Raw genomic sequence first — 17,659 nt, 5'->3', positions numbered from 1 at the left:
GTACCCCGGAGTGGACAGGCCTACACCCTGCCAGAAGCAATGGAGATTGCACGGGAAATTGGCTTCCCTCTGGTGATTAGGCCAAGTTTTACTCTTGGAGGGACGGGTGGTGCGATTGCCTACAATATTGAGGATTTCGAAGGACTGGCCCAGAGGGCTTTAGAGAGCAGCCTCATCCATGAGATCCTCATTGAGGAGTCCGTTATTGGTTGGAAAGAGTTTGAGCTTGAGGTCATGCGGGACGGAAAAGACAACGTGGTGATTATCTGTTCGATTGAAAATTTTGACCCCATGGGAATTCATACCGGGGATAGCATCACCGTGGCGCCGGCGCAGACGCTCACCGATATGGAATACCAGAGGATGAGGGATTTGGCCATTCGTGCCATACGGGAGATCGGTGTCGATACCGGCGGGTGTAATATTCAATTTGCCGTTAACCCTGAAAATGGGCGTATGGTGATCATCGAAATCAATCCTCGAGTGTCGCGGAGTTCTGCTCTGGCTTCCAAGGCCACTGGGTTTCCTATTGCTAAAATTGCAGCAAAACTCGCGGTTGGCTATACTCTGGATGAAATTCCCAACGATATCACCAAAAAGACCCCGGCCTGCTTTGAACCAGCCCTCGATTACTGTGTGGTCAAAATTCCCCGTTTCACATTTGAGAAATTTCCCGAAGCCGAACCCATTCTGGGTATATCAATGAAAAGCGTTGGGGAAACGATGGCCATTGGGAGGAATTTTAAAGAAGCACTGCAGAAGGGTTTGCGGTCTCTGGAAATTGGAAAATGTGGGTTAGAAGATGTCCGGGACTGGGAGAAAATACCTATCGAGGAACGTCAGGAAATGCTACGGGAGAAGTTGGGTAAACCCAATGGAGAGCGAATCTTTTACCTGAAGATGGCCATTAAAGAGGGGATGAGCACAAACGAAATCGCCCGGCTCACTCGCATTGACCCCTGGTTTATCCGTCAGGTGGAAGAAATTGTGGAGATGGAAAATCAACTCAAAAGTGTTCCCCAATGGCGTCATATCGACCGGGAACTTCTGAAAAGAGCTAAAGAATTTGGGTTTTCTGACCGTCAACTGGCTCGCATTTTTAATACTACCGAGTGGGAAGTGCGGCAATGGCGGAAAGGGTTGGGGGTTGAAGCCGTTTATAAGCAGGTTGATACCTGTGCTGCTGAGTTCGAAGCGCAGACGCCGTACTATTACTCCACCTACGAGGAAGAGTGTGAAGCCAATCCCTCGTCTCGAAAGAAAGTGATTATCCTGGGGGCAGGACCAAATCGGATTGGCCAGGGGATTGAGTTTGATTACTGCTGTGTTCACGCCACCTGGGGTTTGCGGGACCTGGGTTATGAAACCATCATGATTAATAGTAACCCTGAAACGGTGAGTACCGATTACGATACTTCTGATAAGCTCTTCTTTGAACCGGTTTACTTTGAAGATGTGCTGAATGTGGTGGAAAAAGAAAAGCCTGAGGGGGTGATTCTTCAGCTGGGAGGGCAAACACCCCTGAACCTGGCCAAAGATCTGGAAAAAGCAGGAGTCAAAATCTTGGGAACTTCTCCGGAGAGTATTGACATTGCCGAAGACCGGGACCGATTTAAAGAACTCATCCGCAAGATTGGATTACGGCAACCTCGGAATGGGATTGCCACTTCTTTTAAAGAGGCCCAGGAAGTAGCCCAGCAGATTGGGTATCCTGTCATGGTACGTCCTTCGTATGTGCTTGGGGGGCGAGCCATGCGTGTGGTCTATAACCAGGAAGAATTGGAGCGATTTATGACACAGGCGGTGGAAGTTTCGCCAGGTCGTCCGGTGCTCATCGATGAGTTTCTGGAGGATGCCATTGAAATCGATGTTGATGCCATCAGTGATGGGGAATTGACCATCGTGGCCGGAATTATGGAACACATTGAAGAGGCCGGAATCCATTCTGGAGACAGTGCCTGTGTGGTGCCACCTTTTTCTCTCAGTGATGAAATTATTGAGAAGATTGAGCAGTACACCTATGCTCTGGCCAGAGATTTGCAGGTGGTGGGGCTCATCAATGTCCAGTATGCCGTGAAAGATGATGAAGTGTACGTTCTGGAAGTCAACCCCCGAGCCTCGCGGACGGTTCCCTTTGTGAGTAAGGCGACTGGCATTCCTTTTGCGCGTCTTGCCTCTCAGGTGATGGTGGGACGGAAATTGAAGGAGATCGGTTTAACCAAGGAAGTTGATATCAAGTACTTTGCGGTGAAGGAATCAGTATTTCCCTTTCGCCGTTTCCCGGGAGTGGACCCCGTGCTTGGACCGGAAATGCGTTCTACTGGTGAAGTCATGGGTATTGATGGTGATTTTGGGATGGCTTTTGCCAAATCCCAGATTGCTGCGCAATCGTGTTTACCCCTGGGAGGGACGGTCTTCATCAGTGTCAAGAATCGGGATAAGCGAGGGGTCATTTTTCTGGCGAAAAAACTCTGGGATCTGGGCTTTCGCATTGTGGCGACTCGGGGAACGGCCAAAGTGCTGGGAAATAACGGCATTCCGGTGGAAGTGGTGAACAAGGTTGGGGAAGGTCGTCCCAATGTGGTAGATATGATTAAGAATCGGGAGATTCAGCTCATCATCAATACCCCTTCTGGGGGACGGGCTCAGGCGGAAAGCAGTGTGATTCGAAAAGAGGCCATTGTACGCGATGTTCCCTGTGTCACGACCCTTGCGGGGGCGGAGGCTACGGTATACGCTATCGAACGCCTCAAAAACGGTTCCATGACCATCAAGGCCATTCAAGAATACCACCTTGAGACTCGACTGCTACAGGGCATCTCCTTACAGCGTTCTCCTTCATGATTCATCTTTTTGTGTGGCTAGAGAAGGGAATACGGATTCTTGCGGTTATTGGTGGGGCGTATCTGACGTTCTTTTTAAGTGGGAGGATCTTTCGAGGATTACTCCTGCGCAGATTGATGCCTGGTGGGAAAGATTCCCGCCGATGGCTTGAGACGATTGTACCCCTTTTGCAGAGTCTTACCAAATATGTGGTGGCTTTTTTTGCCATCATCTTCGTTCTGCGAGAGCTGGGAGTTGATGCCACAGCCCTTTTGGCGGGTGCAGGAGTGGTGGGTCTTGCCGTTGGTTTTGGGGCCCAAACTCTGGTGCGAGATATCGTCACGGGAATGTTTCTCCTTTTCGAAGATACCCTTTCGGTGGGTGATGTGGTTGAGATTGGGGAAGTGACCGGGACGGTTGAAGAAATGACCTTGCGAGTTATCCGGGTGCGTCTTTTTTCGGGAGCTCTGGTGACCATCCCCAACGGGGAGATTGGAAAGATTGCCAATTATAACCGCGGATTTACCCGGGCTATTGTGGATATGAATGTGGCCTATGAGGTGGATTTGGACCGGGTGGTGGAGGTAATGAAACAGGTAGCGGAAGAATATTACCAGAAAAACCCCCAAATGGTGTTTGAACCACCATTGATTCATCGCATTGTACAACTGGGGTCTTCCAGTGTGGTGGTGCGAGTTTCGCTCAAAGTTTGCCCACAGGAACACTGGAGTGTCGAGCGGGAGTTACGATATCTTTTGAAAAGAGCGTTTGATGCCGAAGGGATTGAGATTCCATATCAGAAAAAGACGGTTTATGTGAAGGAGATATAGGGCGAGAAAGGAGGAGCATGACATGGTGGACTGGAGCATTAAGGTTGGGGGAGCGGCTGGTCAGGGTGTTCAGACCGTTTCAGAGATTCTTGCCCTGATGCTCAAGCGAAGTGGATACTATGTGTTCTCCCTCGAAGATTACCAGTCTCGGATTCGGGGGGGACATACGTTTACCCATATTCGGTTGAGCGATGAGCCAGTTTGGGCAGCGAAGAAGTATCTTGATCTTCTGGTGTGTCTGGATCCGTTGACCCATGGGTTGCATCGACACGAGGTCAAGGAAAGAGGTTTTATTTTGGGCAGTTTCGTGCCGGTGGGGGATGCTTCGAATTCTCATCACTTCATCACCATTGATTTTGAAAAAGAGGCGATACAGCTTGGGAATAAAGTCTTTGCCAACATGGTGGCAGTAGGGGCAATCAGCGCAATTCTGGGGTTAGCACCAGAATTGAGCGAGGCCTATATCGAAGAGGTTTTTGCCAAAAAGGGGAAAGAAGTGGTTGAGAAAAACAAACTGGCCTTCCGGAGGGGTCGAGAGCTGGTCGGTATTGACCCGGTTTTACCCCAGAAGGGATCGATAAAGTCTGATCACGCTCCTCAATTTCTCCTTGATGGGAACCAGGCGCTGGGCTTAGGAGCGCTTTTCGCCGGGTGCACCTTTTACAGTGCTTACCCCATGACCCCCTCTACTGGAATTATGAATTTTCTGGCTTCCCGGGCCAAGGAGTACGGGATTATGGTGGAACAGGCAGAGGACGAGATTGCAGCGATCAACATGGCTCTGGGAGCATCCTACGCTGGGGCGAGGGCGATGACTGGCACTTCTGGTGGAGGGTTTTGTCTCATGGTGGAGGGACTGGGTCTAGCAGCCATGACCGAAGTGCCGATTGTGGTGGTGGATGGACAGCGACCGGGCCCGTCAACTGGTCTGCCTACCAGAACTTCGCAAGCGGATCTCCTCTTCGTGGTCCATGCCGGGCATGATGAATTTCCCCGTTTTGTCTTTGCTCCCCGGGATCCGCAGGATGCCATCAACGTGGTACGGAGAGCTTTCTACTTGACTGAAAAGTATCAGGTGCCAGCCATTATCCTCAGTGACCAGTATCTGGCTGATGCCAAGGTTTCCTATCGAAACCTTGAACTTGAGGAGATACCGGATTTCCTGATTCAGGTGAGTGATTCTTCTGAGTATTGCCGCTATGCTTTGACTCCGTCGGGGATTTCTCCCCGGGTGATTCCTGGTGGCAGGGCGCTGGTGGTGGTGGATAGTGACGAGCACGATGAGTGTGGTCATCTTACGGAGGATTTGGGCGTGCGGATTGCGATGCACGAGAAACGGATGAAGAAATGGGAGGCAATGAAAAAGGAAATGCGCATGCCCTTTTATGCTGAGGGTAAAGATATGACCCTCATTGGCTGGGGTTCCAACTGGGGGGTGTTGCAAGAGGTGCGGAAAGAACTCCGGGCAGAGGGAATTGATGCAGGTTTTGTGCACTTTAACGAGTTGTGGCCGTTGCCGTTTGGATTGCGGGAGTTCCTGGTACGATTGCCCCTTCCGGTGGTGGTTGAGAACAATTATAGAGGTCAGTTTGCAGACCTTTTAGAACGTGAAACCAAATTTTCCTTCCCAGTGCGAATCACCCGCTATGATGGGCGACCTTTTCTGGTGGATGAACTGCGTGAGCGAGTGAAGGAGGTGCTCCATGATGGCCAATCCGTTTGAGCAGGAAAAGGCGGTAGAAATTGCTTGGTGTCCGGGGTGTGGGAATTTCGGTATTTTGAGAGCGTTAAAGGAAGCCCTTTTTGAGCTTGGGTATGAACCGCATCAGGTGGTCCTTGTTTCGGGGATTGGTCAGGCGGCCAAACTTCCTCACTATTTGAATGCCAATGTTTTCAACGGATTGCATGGGCGTAGTGTCCCGGTTGCCTTTGCCATTAAAACTGTGCGCCCTGAACTCCTTGTGGTTGCCGAATCGGGAGATGGATGCATGTACGGAGAAGGTGGGAATCATTTCCTCCATGCCATCCGTCGCAATCCTGACCTCACCGTGATCGTGCATGATAATCAGGTTTACGGTTTAACCAAGGGACAGGCTTCGCCCACTTCGGAGGAAGGGTTTGTTTCCAAGGTGCAGGCCATGGGAAACTTTTCTACCCCCTTTAACCCTCTTAGTATAGCCATTGCCCAGGATGCCAGTTTTGTGGCGCGGGGGTTTTCTGGAGATGTTGAGGGGTTGAAAAAAATCCTTAAGGAAGCCCTATCCTGGAAGGGTTTTGCTTTGGTTGATGTCTTGCAACCCTGTGTGAGCTTTAACCGGGTGAATACCTACGGCTGGTATAAAGAACGGGTCTACTACTTAGGGGAAGATCATGATCCCAGTAATCGACTCCAGGCTTTTGAGAGGAGTCTGGAGTGGGGGGAAAGAATCCCCTTAGGCATTTTCTATACCCATCTCAGACCAACGTATGGGGAAAAACTGTACACTCAAATCCCACGCTCTCATTTGCTGTACCAGGGCATGTTATCTCAAGAGGGTATTGCCAGAGAATTCCAGCGTTTGATGTGACGTAAAAAGGAATAGAAGGGGGCATCCCCCCTTCTATTTTAGCGCTTCGGTACATTTGACGACCATGACGGGCACGCAGGTTTTTTTGATCACCCCTATGGTGACACTTCCCAAAAAGACGCTGGCCAGTCCTGTCCTTCCGTGAGTTCCCATGATGATGAGGTCGACGTTGCTCTCGTCGGCAAACCGCACAATTTCTTCCACCGGTTCCCCGGCAACTACTTCCAAAGAAACCTTGGCAAGATCAAAGGATGAGTCGGCGACTTTGCGTACTTCTTCCATCATATCGTTCTGGATTTGCAAAACCACATTTTCCCACGGATTTCCTGGCTGAGAGGTGAGCACATTTACTTCACTTAAGGTAAGGACGTGTAGAACGGTGATTTTAGCCTGAAAGATTTTGCCCAGCAAGGTCGCTTTGTGAATCGCTAAATCGGAGAAGAGGGAAAAGTCGGTTGGAACCAGAATATGGGATATTTCCATACACATTCCTCCTTTGCTTTTATCAAAAGCTTATCGTGTTTCGGTGAGAAAGGCAACGATCATTCTTTGACTGCTCCCAGGGTTAAGCCTCGAATCAGGTACCGTGAAGTGAGCGCTGCCAAAATCACCGGGGGTGTTACCGCCAAGAGTGACAGGGCCGATACTTTCCAGAAGTCAAGACCCCGTACGGTTAGAGCTCCAGCGATGATCACTGGCATGGTCATGGTCTTGCGGTAAGAGAGCGTTACCACGAAGAGGAATTCGTTCCAGGAGAAAATAAAACACAGAATGTACACCGCAATGATACCGGGAAGAGAGAGGGGAAGAGCGATGCGCAGGAATGCCTGAAATGATGAGCAACCGTCGATCAGTGCGGCTTCCTCAATCTCTTCCGGGAGTTCCCGAAAGAAGTCAATCATAAGCCAGATGGCTAAGGGGAGGTTGTAGACGACATGAGCCATAATGATGGCCGGAAGAGTATCAAGAAGCCTCAAGGTTCGCATGATGAGGAAGAAGGGAATAGCGACTGCGATTGGTGGAAACATGCGGTTTGAGAGAATCCATACCGCGATATCTTTATTTTTCCAACGGTGGAAACGGAAACGGGCTAGAGAGTATCCGGCCAGAGCCCCCATGAAGAGCACCAGGAGAGAACTGAGAGAAGAAATGAGTACACTATTACGAAGGCCCTGCTTTGTTCTTTCTCCTTCGGCCTGTCCCAGTACCACCTGCCAGGCATAGGAGGAGGGTTTGAACTGGAAGTGAGGGAGAAAAGCAGTGCTATACTGTTCACCTGGAGATTTGATTGAGGTGATGATACCCCAGAAAAACGGGAAAAGAGTCCAGAAGGTGAAAAGAAGTAAAAATATCCAGGTAAAAATCAGAAACCCTGAGACCTTCTTTTTGGACTTCACTCTTCATACCTCCTTGCGCAGTCGTTGAAGCAGGAAGTTGGAAATTAAAAGTACGATACCCAGAAATATCCAGGATAAACTGCAGGCATATCCCAGATCAAAATATTGGAAACCCACGGTGTAGATGTAGTAGGAGAGGGATTCGGTGCTACTTCCTGGTCCTCCTCCGGTGATCCCGAAAACCAGCTCGAAGAGTTTAAACGCGTCGATAGCCCGTAAAAGCACCAGGGTCACAATGATGGGAAGAAGAAGAGGGAAGGTGATAAACCGGAAGGTTTGGAATCGTGAAGCCCCATCGACCTGGGCTGCATCGTACAATTCAACTGGTAAAGACTGGAAAGCGGCGAGAAGCCCCAAAAACATGAAAGGAGTCCATTCCCAGATATCGACACTCATCAGCACAAAAGGAGTAAGTTTCGCATCGGTAAGCCACCGGACGACGTTCATGCCAAGGCTATTCATGATTTTCACCATAATCCCGGCATCGGGGTTGAGCAGCATCCGCCACATGAAGGCGATCCCAATGGGGGGAGCAGCCATGGGAAACAGAAATACCACTCGGAAGAAGTTGCGAAAACGGATTTTCTCGTTGAGAAGGTAGGCAAGAAGAAGACCCAAAAATAGTTCGATGACCACTACAATCAGGACATAGGAAACAGTAAAGCGCAGGCTATTCCAGAAACGCGAATCCTCGAAAAAAATGGTATAGAAGTTCTTGAGACCCACGAAGACCCGGGGACTGGCAGTGGCTGCTTTCCATCGCTGAAAACTCAGGGAGAGAGACCAGACCATTGGAAATACGGCCATAAGCATGAGGTAGGAGAGCCCGGGGATGATAAAACCAACCTTGATTGCTCTTGCCCGTTCCTGACTCTTGAACATGTTTTCCCTCCCGGTTGACAGAAGTAAGAGAATAAAAAAGCCGGGTGCACACACCCGGCTTTCGGGATGAATAGGTTATTTCTTCGGGAGACCCAGCGACTCTCGATAGAGGTTCAGCTGTTTTTCCTTCCCCTGTGCTTCGGTGATTTTGACCCATTCTTTGTAAATGGTATTGCAGGCATCTTCTGGTTTGGCTGTGCCCGAGAGCACCTGGGCGAGGTAAAGGTCAAGGTAATCATAGTATTCTGCCGCGCCAGGGATACGTAGGTCCGTGATAGCCTTGGGATCAGAAAGGATGGTCTGAATGGTTTCGAGGTATTTCATGACTGAATCTTTACCCCAGCCTCCTTCTATCCATTTGTCGATGTTCTGGAAGTGGGAAAAACGCCAGGGATTTGCACCAGTGTATCCATGGATGCCACAGACATCCAGAATGCTTCGCTCTGGAGCGGTAAAATAGGTGGCAAATTTGTACGCAGCAAGCTGGTTTTTGGAGAATTTGGAGATGGAGAAAATCCAACCACCGAAATTCAGGAAGTTGACCTGGTTGTACCCTTCAATCCATTTTTTCTCCTTGAAATCGTAGGTTTTTTTCGCTCCTGGAAGCGGACCATAACCCAAAAGGCCCTTTACTTTGCTTCCATATTTTTCCTCGGACTGCTCCATGATTCCGATATCACCCCAGTCTAGGGCAATAGCCGAGTTTCCAGAAACATACGCCTGACGGAGTTCGCTATAGCCGTAGCTTAAGAGCCCTGGAGGAGCGAATTTGGTCATATCTTGGATCACTTCCATTGCTTTAACCCAGCCGGGATTGTTGACCAGCGGTTCCATGGTTTCAGGGTCAAAGAAGGGAGCGACGCCGGGCTGAGCAGCATATTGCATGGCAATATCAAGATACGACCACATGGCCTGGGTTTTTCTCTGGGCAATAAAGGCAATTCCATATTCATTTTCCCCATCGTTGTCCCAATCCCAGCCGGTGAAGAACTCCGCAATATCCCGGATCTCTTCCCAGGATTGCGGGGGCACATTGTAGGCATATCCATATTTTTCCTTAAATTTTGATTGGTAATCGGGATTCTCCAGAGCGTCCTTCCGATAGTAGAGCATATGGCAGTCACCATCGTAGGGGAGGGCGTAAACCTTATTAGCCCAGGATACCACCGTCTTTATCGCTGGTGCCACATCATCCCAGTTCGGATACCCATACTCCTGAATCAGCTCGTCAAGGGGAATCACCCATTCACCACCCATGACGTCTCCTGCCCAAATGGAAGGCCAACAGATTAAATCGTATGCTCCGGTTCCGGTGATAAAATCGGTCATCATTTTGTCGTAGAGTGAGGCATAGGGTACCACCACCATTTCCACCTTGGCGCCGGTCAAGGCTTCCCATTCTGGTTTCCAGGACTCGACTACGGCTGAATGGGGATCGGTAATGAGAATGGTAAGGGTGGTACCGCTGAATTCACCTTGCTGTGATTCCCAGGTTTTTTCGGCGGCAAAAGACGTGGAAGCCACAAGGTAGAGAAGCAACACCACGAGCCAGAAACTTCTTTTCACTGCAATCCCTCCTTGTTCATTAGGGTGTCTTTATTGTAGTGAACAGCGAAGCGTTCTGTCAATCTTTAAACAGGTATGAATGTGTGAATAAATTGGTTGGTGGTGATTTGGCGGGGTTTTTCGTTTCCATGAAGGAATATGTTAAAATGGGTGACACAAATCTTAACGATGAATAAGGTGGTCACCATGGTTCCGTTTTTGCGCCTGTGGATGCTGCGATTGAGATTAGCTCCTCTCAAGAGGGAATGGCTTAACGCGCTCCTTGAGCTGGGAGAAGCTGTGTATACCTTTTTTCGTCAGGGACAACAGGAAATCCGAAAAGAAGAACTCCGGGAACGGTACCAAGAACTTCTGTCCTTAGAGGAAGAAATAGAGGATTTAAAAGAAGAGATCGCGCTTCTCCAAGGAAGGAAGCCTCGCAAAAGGTGTCCTTCCTGTGGAAAGTACATCGAAGAGGACGCCAGGTACTGTTCTTACTGTGGAGTTGAACAGAAAAAGGAGTAAGGGAGGACGAGTAGCACTATGATTGAGCGGTATTCTTTACCAAAGATGAAAGCAATCTGGAGCGATGAACATCGTTTTGAGGTCTGGTTGCAAATAGAACTTCTGGCTCTGGAGGCCTGGAGCCAGTTGGGGCTTATCTCGCCGGAAGAGGTGGAACGTATTCGGCAGAAGGTGACCTTTTCCAAGGAGCGCATGCTCCAGATAGAACAGGTGACCCGTCACGACGTGATTGCCTTTTTGACCACGCTTTCTGAGGGTCTGGGTAAAGAGGGACGTTTCTTGCACTTTGGTCTTACTTCTTCAGATGTACTGGATACGGCCACTTCCTTTCTTCTCAAAGAGTCAGCAGAAGTTATCCTTGCTGACCTTGACGAGGTGTGTTCCATCATCAGAGACAAAGCACTGGAACACCGGTATACGCTTATAGTGGGACGAACGCACGGAGTTCATGCTGAACCCACCACCTTTGGGTTGAAACTGGTTATCTGGTACAATGAGATGAAACGGAATCGGGAACGGGTGGAAAGGGCAAAACAGGTGGTGAGCGTGGGTAAAATCTCAGGTGCGGTGGGGAATTTTGCCAACGTTGACCCCCGGGTAGAGGCGTATGTTTGTGGGAAGCTGGGTTTGCAACCAGCCCAAGCTTCGACCCAGATTATCCAGCGAGATCGGTATGCCGAGTTCCTGTGGTCTTTAGCCATGGTGGGAACGAGTTTGGAAAAGTTTGCTTTGGAACTGCGGAATTTGCAACGTACGGAAATTCGGGAAGTGGAAGAAGGTTTTGGTAAAGGTCAGAAGGGGTCTTCAGCAATGCCCCATAAGAAGAATCCCATTACCGGGGAACAAATTTGCGGTCTGAGCCGAGTTTTGCGGGGGAATCTCTTTGTAGCTTTGGAGAATATTCCCCTCTGGCATGAGCGGGATATTTCCCATTCTTCTGCTGAGCGGATTATTCTTCCCGATAGCTGTATCCTTACTGATTACCTTTTGCAGACTTTCACCAGACTTCTTCGGGAACTTTCGGTGTATCCTGAAAATATGCAGCGGAATCTGGATAAAAGTCGAGGATTGGTGTTTTCAGAGAAGGTACTTTTGGAGCTGGTAAAGCGGGGTCTTACCCGAGAAGAAGCCTATGCCCTGGTGCAACGATGTGCGCTCCAGACCTGGGAGAACGAAAACGCTGATTTTCTGAAAACCCTTCAGGAGGATCCGGAGGTGAGAAAATACCTTTCTTCTTCGGAACTGGAGAATTTGTTTGATTTCCATCATTACTTGAAGCATGTTGATTTGATCTTTCGGCGTTCCGGCATTGAGGGGGAGAAGGCATGAATGGTGGATTTTGGGACTATAAGAAGGCTGGTGTTGATATCGATAGGGCAAATGATTCGCTGAAGCGGATTACGGTTCGAGCACGGGGAACCTGGCGCTCTGAAGTCATTGCAGGTATTGGTGGTTTTGCTGGAATTGTCCGGATGAACCCGGAGTGGCGAAGTCACTGCTTGGTGGCAGGAAGCGACGGGGTAGGTACGAAGCTCAAGGTAGCGATAGAACTGGAAAAACATGATACGGTGGGTATTGATCTTGTGGCGATGTGTGTGAATGACGTGCTTTGCTATGGCGCGGAGCCGCTCTTTTTTTTGGATTATTTTGCCTGTGGAAGGCTCAAGACAACGGTATTTGAATCGGTGCTTTCGGGGATTATCGAGGGGTGTAAGCAAGCCCGCTGTACACTCCTTGGTGGCGAGACGGCGGAGATGCCGGATATGTATGGAGAAGGTGAGTATGACCTGGCTGGATTTGCGGTGGGAGTGGTGGAAGAGGAAAACATTATTGATGGAAGGGACATAGAGGTAGGGGACGTACTATTTGGGATTTCCTCTTCCGGGTTACACAGTAACGGTTTCTCTCTGGTGCGAAGGATTCTTAGGAGTAATGGCATTTCCTTCGATGCCCGGGTGGAAAATCGGGACCTTTCCGAGGAACTTCTGCGGCCCACTCGAATTTATGCGCTTTTAGTGCTTTCGCTTCTTCGTGAAGTCCGCATTAAGGGTTTGGCACACATTACCGGAGGGGGAATCGTAGAAAACCTTCCTCGAGTTCTTCCCGAAGGATTGCGGGCAAGAATCAAAAGGAGTAATATCCAGGTTCCCTGGATTTTTCGGTTTCTCCAGAGGATAGGAAACATTCCGGAGCAAGAAATGTGGCGTGTGTTCAACATGGGCGTTGGTTTGGCCGTTGTTGTAGCCCAAAAAGATGGGGCCAAGTTTGTGGAACTGTGTCAGCAAAAGGGTGAGGCGCCGATTTTCTTGGGAGAAATCGTCCGGGGAGAGAGGGGAGTGGAATTTCTTGAGTAAAAAGATTGTGGTTCTGGTTTCCGGAAGAGGAACGAATCTTCAGGCTCTCATCGATGCGGTCAAAAACGGTACCATTCCGGGTCGTATCACTCTGGTGGTGAGCGATAATCCTCACGCCCATGCTCTGGAGCGTGCGCGAAGGGAGGATATCCCAACGGTTATTCTCGATTACGCTTCTTTTCCAGGGAAGAAAGCGTATGAAAAAGCGTTGCTTGACCTCCTTATCAAGGAAGGTCCTGATTTGATTTGCCTGGCTGGCTATATGCGCATCGTGGGAAAGGAGATTATTGCCCATTATCGCCATCGAATTTTGAACATTCATCCCTCGCTTCTACCAGCTTTTCCAGGATTGGAAGCACAGAAACAGGCTGTAGAGTATGGAGTCAAAGTGAGCGGTTGTACGGTCCATTTTGTGGACGAAGGGATGGATACCGGTCCCATTGTTTTGCAGGCGGTTTGTCCAGTCCTTGATGATGATAATCCAGAGACACTATCGGTGCGGATTCTTGAGCACGAACATCAAATTTATCCTCAGGCAGTTCGGCTTTTTCTGGAGGGAAAACTCCGTATAGAGGGACGAAGGGTTTTGGTGAAGGAGTGAAGGATATGAGAGTGATGGTGATTGGAAGCGGAGGACGAGAACACTGTTTGGTCTGGAAGGTTCGACAGAATCCTGCGGTTACAGAGATTTTCTGTGTTCCTGGAAATGGAGGAATGAGCGAAATCGGTGAGTGCGTTGCTCTCTCCTCTTTTCCCGAAATCGTGACTTTTGCCCGGGAGAAAGCGGTTAATCTGGTTCTGGTTGGACCAGAAGGGCCTCTGGCCATGGGTATTGTGGATTTGCTGAAAGCACAGCATATTCCGGTTATTGGTCCAGATAGAAACGCTGCCCTTCTTGAGTCCAGCAAAGTTTTTGCCAAGAAATTTATGGAACGGTATGGAATCCCTACTGCTCCTTTCCACATATTTGAGGAATACGAGGAGGCGGTGGCCTATTTCCGAAGACGCAATGAATATCCGGTAGTGGTGAAAGTGGATGGACTGGCAGGCGGGAAAGGAGTCTATATTCTCGACGATCTCGATGAAGCCCTGGATGCCCTCTTGGAAATCATGGTTAACGGGAGATTTGGCGAAGCCGGGAAGAAAGTAGTGGTGGAGGATTTTGTCCAGGGAGAAGAAGCCACGGTGATGGTGCTTCTGGATGGAAAGTCGTACTGCTTTTTACCCTCCTCTCAAGACCACAAGCGGGTGGGAGAAGGGGATATTGGTCCGAATACCGGGGGTATGGGAGCGTATTCTCCAGCGCCGATTACGACTCCCTTGGTGTGGGAGAAGATTGAGCGTCACATTGTGCATCCTCTGCTTGAAGGGATAGAGAAAGAGCGTCTTTTTTATAGAGGGGTTCTGTATTTGGGCCTTATGATTGATCGGAAGGAGGACCCCTATGTTCTCGAATTCAATGTTCGCCTGGGTGATCCCGAAGCACAGGTGGTTCTTCCCCGGGTTCAGAGTGATTGGGTTGATTTGAGTTTTGCGCTCTGGGAGGGGAAACTTGATACCGTCCGGCTTCAGGTTGATGCCAGAGCTACATTGGGCGTGGTGCTGGTGAGTCAGGGTTATCCGGGACATTACGAGGTGGGTAAAAAAATTGAAGGTCTGAAGGAAGTAGAAGAAATGAGCGATGTTTTTCTCTTTCACGCGGGTACCGAGAAACAGGCGGCAGATGGTTTCTATACCACCGGTGGGCGGGTACTCAATGTTTGTGCCCTGGGAAAAAATCTTGAAGAAGCTTACCAAAGAGCCTATGAGGTGGTTTCGAAGATTCGCTTTGAAGGAATGTACTACCGCAAAGACATTGGTTTTCGAGCTTTGAGGAAATAGAGGGGATTTTTATCACATCGTCACGCTGGAGCTACCAGTGCAAAAAATCGGAGGCGATGAAAATGGAAAAAGAAGCCCCGCCCTCCGGAGGGCGGGGCTTCTTTTTATACTCGTGCCTTCTCTTTCGTTTTTGATGCTTCTTCTTCCAGCTTGTGCAAGTATTCCTGCCTTTCGGTTTTGTAATCCTTGTAATAGATTGTTCCTTTATAGTCTCTTTCCCAGATTTCGTCACTCAGCTCTTTGAAGGCCTGAGCGTACTCGTCAACTGCCCCTTTTAGTTCAGTAACCAGGCTGTCAGCCCCTTCATGGCTGGGACGAGCGCCGTATTTTTCTACTACTTCGCGGAGGACTTCAGGAACGTCAATGAGCATACAGGGTCGCATGAGGTTATTATCATAGGGCTGTCTTTCCTGGATTGCGCGGAAGAAGGGTGAGGAGAACGCCTCTTTGAGGGATTTATTTTTGATATTGTCAACGGTGAAGTGGCAAAAGACACAGGGTTCCACATCCCCAGAGTTGTTAATGTGGAAGTAACGTCGACCGCCAGCGATACATCCACCCACATAGGGACCGTCGTTCCAAAAGTCTCCAATAAAGATTGGTTTCTCATAACGCAAGCGATGAACTTGATTTCTCAGGTGGATTCTCTGTTCGGGGGTGGGCATGAGGTTCACGTCTGGTTTTTTCCCAATTGGTACATAGGTGAAGTACCAGCCGAAACTACAACCCTTACTGATCAGAAAATCCATGAATTCATCGCTACATACCAGTTCCGTATTCTGGCGGGTGGCGGTGATGGAGAATCCAAAGAGGACGCCTTCATCACGCAGGGCTTCCATGGCTTCCATAACGCGTTTGAATGTCCCTTTGCCTCTACGGGTATCGGTTTCCTCTTCATAGCCTTCCATACTGATGGCTGGGTACACGTTACCCATCTGGGCTAATCGTTTGGCAAGGTTCCGGTCGATTAACGTTCCATTGGTGTAGATCTGGAAAGAGATATCGTTATGTTTTTCAAATAAATCCAGGTGTTCTTTGCGAATGAATGGTTCCCCTCCCGAGATGGTCAGGAAATTCATGCCCATTTCTTTGGCTTCGGTAAAAATTCGGTCTAAAAGCTCGATGGGCATGTCACTCTCTTTACGGTACTGGCCAGCGTAACAACCGTAGCAATTCAGGTTGCAGCGCATGGTAGGGCTCACCACAAAGAAAAAGGGTACCTGACACCCCAGTTCTTTTTCCAGTTTTTGTCTTTTGGGGACACCCAGGAGAATACTTTTTACGATAACGTTCACCATGAGTTTTTCTCGCACGTTTGGGTGGGTTTCCTGGAGTACCTTTCGGGCCAGGACAATTTGGGGTCTTTTTTCTTCGAACATCTGACGGAGACCCCGGATCTGGTCCCGATAATACTCAATTGGGGTCAGCTTCTCGGCAAGATAGGTGAGTTTAATGATCGTCTCATCGGAGACGTTACGCAAAGAATTCACTATGAGTTTCACAACCTGTTCTGTAGTAAATGCTTTGATCGAATCAAAATAACTCATATTAAGTCCCTCCCTCGGAGTGGTCTTTTTATTATATCATACTCGTCTATTTGATTTTGGAAACCGTTCAGGTTCCCTGCTTGAGCAGGTCATAGACCCTTTTCACTTCTTGGATATCCATCCAAGTCAGATATTTTGGCGAACCGGGGGAACGAGAATCGTAGCGGAGGAGAAAACTGGGATGGAACATGGGAAAGATTTTCTTTCCCCCTCGCCACTCAAACCATTTCCCTCGGATTTTACTGATTGATTCTTTGGTTTCCAGCAAAAAGCTGGTGGAAATACTTCCTAAGGTAATGATTAAAGAAGGATTCACAATGGCAATTTGTGCTTCGAGATAAGGAAAACATGAAGCCATTTCTTCCTGAGTTGGTGCTCTGTTCCCAGGCGGGCGGCACTTAACCATGTTGGCAATGTACACCTCCTCTCTCTCAATATTGACCGACTGAAGAATTCTGGTCAAAAGCTGCCCTGCTTTGCCCACGAAGGGCCTTCCGGTTTTGTCCTCTTCTTCTCCTGGTCCTTCTCCGATAAACATAAGAATGGCGTCAGGATTTCCCTCTCCCAGGACGGTCCTGGTACGGTTATTGGCCAGGTCACAAAGTGTGCATCGCTCGACCTCTTTTTTCACTTCTTCCAGAAGCTCTTCCTTCTTTTTTTTAAAAGTGACCACCGGGAACCCTCTGTAAGAGGGAGTTTGAACTCATTATATCATATTTCTATAATCCTATAATTGTAGCAATTGATGATCCAGGTGTGGTAGAGGAGGTCTTTAAATTGTCTATCTTGGGCATAGTAAAGGTGAATATGACCGTGGAGATGGTATTTGGGCTGATATTTCTGGATGATGGTGGTGAAGGTGGAAAAGCCTCGGTGGGGAAGGTCGTTCCCCTCGTGCACACCTCTGGGGGGAGCGTGGGTGACGAGGATATCCAGAAATCTCCCGTGCCGGAGTTTAATCCAGTACAGTTGAGGTAAAAGTTTCAGGTATTTGAAGTACATGTCTCTTTCAGTATACTGATGAATGCTACCATTATACCAGTAAGAGCCTTCCAGACCGGCGATAATGCAATTCCGATATACCAGCACTTTTTCGTCTAAGTTTATGCCCCCAGCAAGGCTTTTCTGCCCTCCAGAGGGATCATGGTTGCCATGAACGAAGAAGAGCGGAACATTCAGCGTGGAAACAATAAAATCGAGATAGTGCTCAGGTAGGTCTCCACAAGAAATCACACGCTCCACGTGTTTAAACTTGGTTTTACAGGAGGAACTGTAAATTAAAGGATCAATGTGATCGCTCACGGCCAG

Annotated in this window: 16 protein-coding genes; 9 read left to right on the top strand and 7 right to left on the bottom strand. The window is 49.0% G+C overall.

What is annotated here, in order from left to right; translation table 11 throughout:
• The 4 genes from carB to ABDK92_08925 form a co-directional block, all read left to right on the top strand.
• The coding region (gene carB / locus ABDK92_08940) for a carbamoyl-phosphate synthase large subunit (GenBank protein MEN3186736.1) at positions 1–2,844 on the top strand (2,844 nt) is incomplete at its 5' end.
• Complete coding sequence (locus ABDK92_08935) at positions 2,841–3,653, top strand: mechanosensitive ion channel family protein (GenBank protein MEN3186735.1); 813 nt, start codon at positions 2,841–2,843, stop codon at positions 3,651–3,653. The genes carB and ABDK92_08935, both read left to right, overlap by 4 nt.
• A gap of 22 nt (positions 3,654–3,675) precedes the next feature.
• Positions 3,676–5,376, top strand: coding sequence for a 2-oxoacid:acceptor oxidoreductase subunit alpha (locus ABDK92_08930; GenBank protein ID MEN3186734.1), 1,701 nt, complete (start codon positions 3,676–3,678; stop codon positions 5,374–5,376).
• The gene (locus tag ABDK92_08925; GenBank protein MEN3186733.1) at positions 5,357–6,220 is read left to right on the top strand and encodes a thiamine pyrophosphate-dependent enzyme; all 864 of its coding nucleotides are present in this window, start codon (positions 5,357–5,359) and stop codon (positions 6,218–6,220) included. The genes ABDK92_08930 and ABDK92_08925 overlap by 20 nt, the downstream gene beginning before the upstream one ends.
• A gap of 33 nt (positions 6,221–6,253) precedes the next feature.
• Here the strand turns inward: ABDK92_08925 and ABDK92_08920 are convergent, their stop codons facing one another.
• From ABDK92_08920 to ABDK92_08905, 4 genes are all read right to left on the bottom strand, one after another.
• Positions 6,254–6,703: a universal stress protein gene (locus ABDK92_08920; GenBank protein ID MEN3186732.1), complete on the bottom strand. Its 450-nt coding sequence runs from the start codon at positions 6,701–6,703 to the stop codon at positions 6,254–6,256.
• 59 nt (positions 6,704–6,762) lie between these two features.
• Positions 6,763–7,617, bottom strand: coding sequence for a carbohydrate ABC transporter permease (locus ABDK92_08915; protein MEN3186731.1), 855 nt, complete (start codon positions 7,615–7,617; stop codon positions 6,763–6,765).
• Positions 7,618–7,620: 3 nt separating this feature from the next.
• A complete protein-coding gene (locus ABDK92_08910) occupies positions 7,621–8,499 on the bottom strand; it encodes a sugar ABC transporter permease (GenBank protein ID MEN3186730.1) in 879 nt (292 codons plus the stop codon).
• Positions 8,500–8,574: 75 nt separating this feature from the next.
• On the bottom strand, positions 8,575–10,065 hold the full coding sequence (locus ABDK92_08905) for an extracellular solute-binding protein (GenBank protein MEN3186729.1): 1,491 nt from the start codon (positions 10,063–10,065) through the stop codon (positions 8,575–8,577).
• A 168-nt stretch (positions 10,066–10,233) separates the two neighbouring features.
• Here ABDK92_08905 and ABDK92_08900 point away from each other — a divergent pair, with 168 nt between their 5' ends.
• The 5 genes from ABDK92_08900 to purD are packed head-to-tail and all read left to right on the top strand — an operon-like array spanning position 10,234 to position 14,804.
• The gene (locus ABDK92_08900; GenBank protein ID MEN3186728.1) at positions 10,234–10,569 is read left to right on the top strand and encodes a zinc ribbon domain-containing protein; all 336 of its coding nucleotides are present in this window, start codon (positions 10,234–10,236) and stop codon (positions 10,567–10,569) included.
• A gap of 18 nt (positions 10,570–10,587) precedes the next feature.
• Entirely contained in the window at positions 10,588–11,898 is a 1,311-nt protein-coding gene (gene purB, locus ABDK92_08895) for an adenylosuccinate lyase (protein ID MEN3186727.1), read from the top strand.
• A complete protein-coding gene (purM, locus tag ABDK92_08890) occupies positions 11,895–12,923 on the top strand; it encodes a phosphoribosylformylglycinamidine cyclo-ligase (GenBank protein MEN3186726.1) in 1,029 nt (342 codons plus the stop codon). Before purB ends, purM begins: the two co-directional genes overlap by 4 nt.
• Positions 12,916–13,524: a phosphoribosylglycinamide formyltransferase gene (purN, locus tag ABDK92_08885; GenBank protein ID MEN3186725.1), complete on the top strand. Its 609-nt coding sequence runs from the start codon at positions 12,916–12,918 to the stop codon at positions 13,522–13,524. Before purM ends, purN begins: the two co-directional genes overlap by 8 nt.
• A 5-nt stretch (positions 13,525–13,529) precedes the next feature.
• Entirely contained in the window at positions 13,530–14,804 is a 1,275-nt protein-coding gene (gene purD / locus ABDK92_08880) for a phosphoribosylamine--glycine ligase (GenBank protein ID MEN3186724.1), read from the top strand.
• A gap of 104 nt (positions 14,805–14,908) precedes the next feature.
• Here the strand turns inward: purD and ABDK92_08875 are convergent, their stop codons facing one another.
• From ABDK92_08875 to ABDK92_08865, 3 genes are all read right to left on the bottom strand, one after another.
• Complete coding sequence (locus ABDK92_08875; GenBank protein MEN3186723.1) at positions 14,909–16,351, bottom strand: radical SAM protein; 1,443 nt, start codon at positions 16,349–16,351, stop codon at positions 14,909–14,911.
• Positions 16,352–16,418: 67 nt separating this feature from the next.
• Complete coding sequence (locus ABDK92_08870) at positions 16,419–17,024, bottom strand: uracil-DNA glycosylase (protein MEN3186722.1); 606 nt, start codon at positions 17,022–17,024, stop codon at positions 16,419–16,421.
• 38 nt (positions 17,025–17,062) lie between these two features.
• On the bottom strand, positions 17,063–17,659 hold a 597-nt coding region (locus ABDK92_08865), incomplete at its 5' end, for a metallophosphoesterase (GenBank protein ID MEN3186721.1).

The organism is Atribacterota bacterium, from assembly GCA_039638595.1.
Lineage (GTDB): Bacteria > Atribacterota > Atribacteria > Atribacterales > Caldatribacteriaceae > Profundicultor > Profundicultor thermophilus.
Note: the sequence above shows the minus strand (reverse complement) of the source record. Positions and strands in the feature narration are given on the sequence as shown.

Excerpts from the sequence above, each read along its gene's own strand:
- ABDK92_08935 (MEN3186735.1), top strand. The coding sequence starts at position 2,841 with ATGATTCATCTTTTTGTGTGGCTAGAGAAGGGAATACGGATTCTTGCG.
- ABDK92_08930 (MEN3186734.1), top strand. The coding sequence starts at position 3,676 with ATGGTGGACTGGAGCATTAAGGTTGGGGGAGCGGCTGGTCAGGGTGTT.
- ABDK92_08925 (MEN3186733.1), top strand. The coding sequence starts at position 5,357 with ATGATGGCCAATCCGTTTGAGCAGGAAAAGGCGGTAGAAATTGCTTGG.
- ABDK92_08920 (MEN3186732.1), bottom strand. The coding sequence starts at position 6,703 with ATGGAAATATCCCATATTCTGGTTCCAACCGACTTTTCCCTCTTCTCC.
- ABDK92_08910 (MEN3186730.1), bottom strand. The coding sequence starts at position 8,499 with ATGTTCAAGAGTCAGGAACGGGCAAGAGCAATCAAGGTTGGTTTTATC.
- ABDK92_08900 (MEN3186728.1), top strand. The coding sequence starts at position 10,234 with ATGAATAAGGTGGTCACCATGGTTCCGTTTTTGCGCCTGTGGATGCTG.
- purB (MEN3186727.1), top strand. The coding sequence starts at position 10,588 with ATGATTGAGCGGTATTCTTTACCAAAGATGAAAGCAATCTGGAGCGAT.
- purM (MEN3186726.1), top strand. The coding sequence starts at position 11,895 with ATGAATGGTGGATTTTGGGACTATAAGAAGGCTGGTGTTGATATCGAT.
- purD (MEN3186724.1), top strand. The coding sequence starts at position 13,530 with ATGAGAGTGATGGTGATTGGAAGCGGAGGACGAGAACACTGTTTGGTC.
- ABDK92_08875 (MEN3186723.1), bottom strand. The coding sequence starts at position 16,351 with ATGAGTTATTTTGATTCGATCAAAGCATTTACTACAGAACAGGTTGTG.